The sequence below is a fragment of the Corynebacterium sp. UMB6689 genome (genome assembly GCF_030215295.1).
GTDB classification, from domain to species: Bacteria; Actinomycetota; Actinomycetes; order Mycobacteriales; family Mycobacteriaceae; genus Corynebacterium; species Corynebacterium aurimucosum.
This window is the reverse complement of the sequence record NZ_JASOLS010000036.1, coordinates 1-5,620: the sequence shown is the minus strand read 5'-3', so window position 1 is coordinate 5,620 and position 5,620 is coordinate 1. Positions and strand designations below refer to the sequence as shown.

6 protein-coding genes and 4 tRNA genes are annotated in these 5,620 nt (G+C 58.6%); 3 read left to right on the top strand and 7 right to left on the bottom strand.

The annotated features are described in order from the left end of the window. Positions 1-123: 123 nt before the first annotated feature. Together murA and ramA are read right to left on the bottom strand one after the other, a co-directional pair. Complete coding sequence (gene murA, locus QP363_RS12485; RefSeq protein ID WP_284764727.1) at positions 124-1,392, bottom strand: UDP-N-acetylglucosamine 1-carboxyvinyltransferase; 1,269 nt, start codon at positions 1,390-1,392, stop codon at positions 124-126. Positions 1,393-1,413: 21 nt separating this feature from the next. Next, positions 1,414-2,253, bottom strand: coding sequence for an acetate metabolism transcriptional regulator RamA (ramA, locus tag QP363_RS12480; RefSeq protein WP_284764726.1), 840 nt, complete (start codon positions 2,251-2,253; stop codon positions 1,414-1,416). A 253-nt stretch (positions 2,254-2,506) separates the two neighbouring features. Here ramA and cysK point away from each other — a divergent pair, with 253 nt between their 5' ends. Then, positions 2,507-3,445, top strand: a complete 939-nt coding sequence (gene cysK, locus QP363_RS12475; protein WP_284764728.1) for a cysteine synthase A — start codon at positions 2,507-2,509, stop codon at positions 3,443-3,445. 118 nt (positions 3,446-3,563) lie between these two features. Next, entirely contained in the window at positions 3,564-4,127 is a 564-nt protein-coding gene (epsC, locus tag QP363_RS12470) for a serine O-acetyltransferase EpsC (RefSeq protein ID WP_141754749.1), read from the top strand. An 18-nt stretch (positions 4,128-4,145) separates the two neighbouring features. Here epsC and QP363_RS12465 read toward each other — a convergent pair whose 3' ends face one another. The 5 genes from QP363_RS12465 to QP363_RS12445 all read right to left on the bottom strand — a co-directional run bounded on the left by QP363_RS12465 (position 4,146) and on the right by QP363_RS12445 (position 5,108). Then, a complete protein-coding gene (locus tag QP363_RS12465) occupies positions 4,146-4,448 on the bottom strand; it encodes a GNAT family N-acetyltransferase (protein ID WP_070717284.1) in 303 nt (100 codons plus the stop codon). 53 nt (positions 4,449-4,501) lie between these two features. After that, a tRNA-Phe gene (locus QP363_RS12460) sits at positions 4,502-4,574 on the bottom strand. Between the two features lie 20 nt (positions 4,575-4,594). Then, positions 4,595-4,668: transfer RNA gene (locus QP363_RS12455), tRNA-Asp, on the bottom strand. Positions 4,669-4,921: 253 nt separating this feature from the next. Then, a tRNA-Asp gene (locus tag QP363_RS12450) sits at positions 4,922-4,998 on the bottom strand. Between the two features lie 34 nt (positions 4,999-5,032). Next, positions 5,033-5,108: transfer RNA gene (locus tag QP363_RS12445), tRNA-Glu, on the bottom strand. Positions 5,109-5,191: 83 nt separating this feature from the next. Here QP363_RS12445 and QP363_RS12440 point away from each other — a divergent pair. After that, a complete protein-coding gene (locus tag QP363_RS12440; protein WP_284764725.1) occupies positions 5,192-5,524 on the top strand; it encodes a metal-sensitive transcriptional regulator in 333 nt (110 codons plus the stop codon). Positions 5,525-5,620 lie beyond the last annotated feature (96 nt).

Here is a 5,620-nt window from a genome sequence, read left to right as displayed (position 1 = left end):
CACCAGTTAACCTCCCGGCTACCTCGCGGCGACCTCGATAAATATACGCACACCCCCAACAAACAACAAATCCCCAGTTCAACCGTGGGATTGAACCGGGGAAACGTCGCCAAGCACGGCGCCTTAGTAGAGCTCTTCCTCCTGAGTGCGCTCGATCGTGGCGCCCAACGCCTGGAGATTCTCCACAAAGTTGGGATAGCCGCGATCTATGTGGAAGACATCGTGCACGGTGGTCGTCTCATCCGCACACAGTGCAGAGAGCACCAACCCGGCGCCTGCGCGGATATCGGAACTCCAGACATGCGTCGAAGACAGACGCTCCTGCCCGCGGATGACTACGTGGTGTCCATCAACTTGGGCATCGGCGCCAAGGCGGAGCATCTCATCGACGAAACGGAAGCGCGATTCGAAGACATTCTCCGTAATGATGGAGGTGCCTTCCGCCACGGCGGAAAGACCAATAGCAATAGGCTGAAGATCCGTAGGGAAACCGGGGTACGGCAGGGTTTGATAATCCACGGCGCTCGGGCGACCGTCCATGCGCACCCGGAAACCGTTCACATAGTCCTCAATGTCAGCGCCGGCAGACTTGAGCTTTTCCAGCGGCAGGTGCAGGTGCTTAGGAGCAATGCCGCCTACCGTAATATCGCCGCGCGTCATGACTGCGGCATAGGCCCAGGTACCCGCAACAATGCGGTCGCCGATGACCTCGTGCTCAGTCGGTTGCAGCTTGTCCACACCCCGAATCGTGATGGTAGACGTACCTTCACCGGTAATATCAGCACCCATTTCCTTAAGCATCAGGCACAGGTCGACGATCTCCGGTTCACGGGCGGCATTGTGGAGTTGAGTTTCACCATCAGCAAGCACGGCGGCGGTAAGAATATTCTCTGTGGCGCCCACGGAGGGGAAGTCGAGCTTGATGCTTGCCCCGTGAAGGTGGTCAACCTCTGCCACCACGGCACCGTGCTCAATCCGTGTGCTCGCGCCCATCTTCTCCAGCCCGGACTGGTGCATGTCCAGAGGGCGGGAACCGATAGCATCGCCGCCCGGCAAGGCCACCTTGGCATAACCGCACCGCGCCGTCAGTGGACCTAACACACATACGGACGCACGAAACTGCCGCACGGCGTCGAAGTCTGCGTTGGAATGCAGTTGGGCCGGCGTGGTGATACGCACGGTGTGGCCATCAATCTCCACTGTGCAACCGAGGCCCTCGAGTACCTTGCGCATCAGTGGAACATCAAGAATTTCAGGACAGTTGGTTAGTGTGGTGGTGCCCTCCGCCAACAGTGCCGCAGCCATCAGCTTCAGCACACTGTTTTTGGCACCGTCCACCTTGACAGTGCCCTGCAGGCGCGCCCCACCGGAGACAATAAATTGGTCTTTCACACCCACCCAACTTACCTACAATCAGGGCAGCGCGCCGATACGACGGGCCGCATTAACCGCCTCATAACGGGTGTGGGCCCCCAGTTTGCGCATGACAGAGCGCAGATAAGACTTCACCGTTTCGGCTCCGATGCCCATTTCCTCTGCCGCCTCAACGTTGGTATGCCCCAACGCCACGCAAGAGAGAACATCCAGCTCGCGCGCAGACAGCTTGGTGGTCTGCTTCACGCGTACCGGAGAGACCATCTGATCACAGAGGGCTTCCAATTCCTTGCGAAGGTCTTCATCGTTGACGCGATTAGCCAGCATCCGCAGCTTGGAGTGCGTCGATCGCACCTGCTCCCATTCGGCACCGTTCATTACGTGACCGCGGGCGGCGCCGCCCTTGCCTCCATCGGCGCGACGCAGCGCGGAATTCACCGCCAAATCCTGCTCGAGGCAGCGGGCGGTCATGGTGACCTCCTCGATCACCCTGTCTCCCAGGCGGACCGGCGAATGAACACCAACATAAAGAACACCGCGGATCTCACGCTGCACAGTCACCGGTACCGCCACGATGGAATGCAGCCCTTCATCCTGGATGTAGCGGTCATTCTCGTGGCTGATCGTGGTGGCGCGTGTGTAATCGGATACACCAACCGCGCGGCGAGTGCTGACAACACGCCCGCCGACGCCCACGTTCGCGTCAATCACCAAGTTCTGCAAGGCCGGGGTGCGCAGACCTACCCACTGGGTAATCTGCAGGCGATTATCCGGCAGCAAGGTCCCGTACATCGTGACGGGAATTCCCGTTGCGGTCTTCAGCGACGAGAGCGCTGCGCGTACGGCTTCGTCGTCATCCTTGAGTCGATGCGGCTCCATGAGACTCTCTCTTACTCGGGGGTAACCAGCAGGTGCACCCACATTCCCCGCCTGAAACGGGGGTAGGTGACCACTATTTGCGAAGTATAACCGGCCGACGGGGGTAATTCTAAATCGCACAGCGCCCTACTCCGTCACCCCAAATCCCACATGGCATGCCCGAATGCTCTGTTCAGAATTTATATACCACTTTGTCTAGTGGCGCCGTGTAAGGTGTCTGCTGTACATCGGAAGTTACTTACAAGGAGTCCACATCGTGGCTGTATACGACAACATTCTAGAAACCATCGGCGGAACCCCGCTGGTCCGCCTCAACCGCTTGACCGAAGGCCTCGGCGCAGAGGTACTCGTGAAGGTCGAGTCCTTCAACCCCGCAAACTCCGTCAAGGATCGCATCGCCAAGGCGATTGTCGACACCGCCGTGGAATCCGGCGAGCTGAAGCCTGGCGGCACCATCGTTGAAGCCACTTCCGGCAACACCGGTATTGGCTTGGCACTCGTCGGCGCAGCTCAGGGTTACAAGGTCATCCTCACCATGCCGGAGACCATGTCCAATGAGCGAAAGGTGCTGCTGCGCGCTTATGGCGCTGAAATCGTATTAACCCCAGGCGCTGCCGGCATGAAGGGCGCGGTGGAAAAGGCCAACGAGATTATCGCCGAAACCCCTAACGCTATCCTGGCTTCTCAGTTCGCTAACGAGGCAAACCCGAAGATCCACGAGGCAACCACCGGTCCTGAGATCTGGGAGGACGCAGAGGGCAAGGTTGATGCTTTCGTGGCGGGCGTCGGTACCGGCGGCACCGTCACCGGCGTTGGCCGCTACCTGCGCTCCCAGAACCCGGATACCTACCTGGTAGCTGTAGAACCCTCCGACTCCCCCGTCCTGTCCGAGGGCCACGCAGGTCCTCACAAGATCCAGGGCATCGGCGCTAACTTCGTCCCAGAGGTTTTGGACCGTGAGATCCTCAACGAGGTTCTTACCGCAACCACCGAAGAGTCCGTGTCCACCGCCCGCAAGCTGGCTACCGAAGAAGGCCTGCTCGTTGGTATTTCCTCCGGCGCCAACGTCTCTGCAGCACTCAAGCTGGCCGCTCGTGACGAGTTTAAGGGCAAGACCATCGTCGTTGTCGCCCCGGACTTTGGTGAGCGCTACGTCTCCACCATTCTCTTCGAGGACATCCGCGAAGCTTAAGGAATAGTCAACATGGCTCTCCGCGGGACGTCGCCAAGCACGGCGCCGTGATGAGCCTCCGAATAAAAGCGCCCTCTGTGCTAGGGGGCGCTTTTTCTTTCTGGATAGGATGGTTCGCATGCACATCTTGAAGATGATTCGTGAAGACCTCGCCAACGCGCGCGAGCATGACCCGGCCGCGCGCGGCGACGTCGAGAATACCGTGGTCTATTCCGGCCTCCACGCTATTTGGGCGCACCGCATCGCCCACCGCATGTGGAAGCATGGTTGGCGCGGCCCCGCACGTATCCTGGCACAAGTAAACCGCTTCTTCACCGGTATTGAGATCCACCCTGGTGCCACCATCGGCCGCCGTTTCTTCATTGACCACGGCATGGGCATCGTTATTGGTGAAACCGCCGAAATCGGCGATGGCGTGATGCTCTACCACGGGGTCACGCTCGGCGGCCAGGTGCTCACGCAGACCAAGCGCCACCCAACGATCGGGGACAACGTGACCATCGGTGCCGGCGCCAAGGTACTAGGCCCCATCACCATCGGCGAAGGCTCCGCAGTAGGCGCTAACGCCGTGGTGACGAAGGATGTGCCCGCTAATCACACCGCTACGGGTATTCCGGCTAAGAACCGTCCTCGCAAGAAGAATGAGCGCATCAAGCTGGTGGACCCGGACTACTACATCTAAGGGCCCCAGAACCTGTCCTTAGAGGCTGCCCTCACGCTTAGTCAGACGCTGGTATTCAGGGTTCTTCTCAATAAACCGCGCTACGGCACTGCACGTTGGGATGACTTGGCGGCCTACCGTCGAGTCATCATCCAACGCCGCCTTAATGAGCGGCTTGGACAGGCCTTGGCCTTGAAAGGCCTCAGAGATTTCCGTGTGCGTGAACTCGCGCGTGGCTGCGGAGTCACTGTATTCGGCAAAACCCGCTTCCTCGCCATCGACGGTAATAACGAAGCGGGATTGATCGGTTTGGTGCGCAACAGAAGTAGTCATGCCGGCCATTAAACCAAAAAATGCACCAAAAAAGCCCCTCCAAAATGGAGGGGGCTATCTTGTGGCCAGAGCCAGGATCGAACTGGCGACCCCACACTTTTCAGGCGTGTGCTCTACCGACTGAGCTATCTGGCCAGAAGCCACTAGGACTTCGGCGACCCTGACGGGACTTGAACCCGCGACCTCCGCCGTGACAGGGCGGCGCGCTAACCAACTGCGCCACAGGGCCATTTTTAGTTTTCTCTTGTGCGCTGGGCACGAATAAGTACTCTACACACAGCTAGATAAGCACAGCAAATCAGCACGTCAGACTCAGTTTTACCGTGCACTAGACCTCGGTATACAGCCCACCCCACAGCACCTAGACCTATAAGCTTTCCCGCTCCACCGGCGGCATGCGCCAGCAGGATTAATCGCTGACGGAGACAAAACGACGCAAGCCCCGAGGCTTGTTTCTCTAACAATGCCTCGAGGCTTGAATATGGCGACCCTGACGGGACTTGAACCCGCGACCTCCGCCGTGACAGGGCGGCGCGCTAACCAACTGCGCCACAGGGCCATATATATTTACTTGCGTGCCAACACAAAGGTGTTGGTACCCCCAACGGGATTCGAACCCGTGCCGCCGCCGTGAAAGGGCGGTGTCCTAGGCCGCTAGACGATGGGGGCCCGTTGCCTTGAGGCAACTTTGTAAAAATATACTGTAGACATCCTTACTTAACCAAATCGCCCCGGCAGAAAGGTGAAAAACTATGACTGACCAGCGAGATACCTGTTCCTGCCATGAGCCGGGTGTACACGGCTACAACTCCAATGACGATCAAAAGGCGAAATACTTAGCGCGCCTCAAGCGCATCGAAGGACAAACCCGCGGCATCCACCGCATGATCACAGAGGACCAATACTGCATTGACATCATCACGCAGATCTCGGCGGTAACCTCCGCGCTCGAGAATGTCTCCCTGGCGCTCCTGGAGGACCACATAGAGCACTGTGTGGCAGGAGCCGCCGCCGAGGACGAGAAAATAGCCTCAGAGAAGCTAGAGGAGGCTATGCGGGCCATTCGGAAGCTCGTCAAGAGCTAACAAACCCCAGCCGCATCCCTGGCTTAAGGGACATTTCGTGTGGATAAACCGATACGGATTCCTGGGGCAGCCTGGGATAATGCGGTGATCTTGATT